Source organism: Vibrio sp. 1078-1, from assembly GCF_033340475.1.
On sequence record NZ_JAWOWM010000124.1, the window covers coordinates 1 to 939 of the forward strand.

General features: G+C 40.7%; 1 pseudogene. It reads right to left on the minus strand.

The features are described from left to right. A pseudogene (locus R7190_RS26040) lies at nt 1-587 on the minus strand (site-2 protease family protein); the annotation flags it as partial. Nucleotides 588-939 lie beyond the last annotated feature (352 nt).

A 939-nucleotide genomic window follows, 5' to 3' on the forward strand; every position in this document is an offset into this window, starting at 1 on the left:
CGCGTGTTTATTTTCTCGTCACTTAAAGCCAAGCCTCCTAGAAACGGGATTAAGTAAATGCCCTTGGTTTTCATACCGAAATACTTCATCGCTTTGATATGCCCATATTCGTGGAATATAAGACAAGCGATAAGAGCCAGAGCAAACTCAATAGAAAACAACCATGAATAGGCAGCTAAACTTGCTGACGCCAGCGCAACTTTAATTACTTTCGCGCTTTTTAAGGCTTTCATACCTAAGGAAAAAATACCGATGACACTCAAGCGCTTTTCTGATGGCGGCGCGACCTGTGGCACCTGCCTTTCAATGTCTTTTTCGTTTCTTGAACCTTCCGTAATTAGCTCACCGTTAACGGTGGCGCGATAGGTCAGATCAAAAGGTTGCCAATCCAATGTGCAGTCTAATTGGCAAAGCAAAACCTCTTCTCCAGCACTCAGCTTAAATTGATGCGTGTAAGTTTCGGTTTTCTTTTCGCTCGCATCAATTTGAGAAACTAGAGTGTTATCCCAGTACAATTGCTGCCATCCCGCCATCGATCCTTCTAATCTTAACGGGCGACCTAAAAATTCAGTGTGTAGTAATTCCAACGCGATTCCTAATGCGATAACCACAAAGGTCGAATTATGCCTCTTATAACAAGTGACATCAAAGCATGTGAACTCAAGATTTGAAGGTTATTTAATCATAAGATTTGCAAAACAATTCTGGTCGTACCATTTCCACAAAAAATATAACGATAATACATGCCCTTACGAGCAGGCGTTTGACGTATGCATCAAATTTAAAACGCCAAATACGCTCAAACTTTGACAAGTTATTAAACATACAATTAACATTACGTTTACATCACAGTTGTATTTCAATGCAATCACAACTGCTGTTTAGTACCACACAACAATTACAAGGACTTCGGTCCAGCATTATGACACCCTAGGAGGG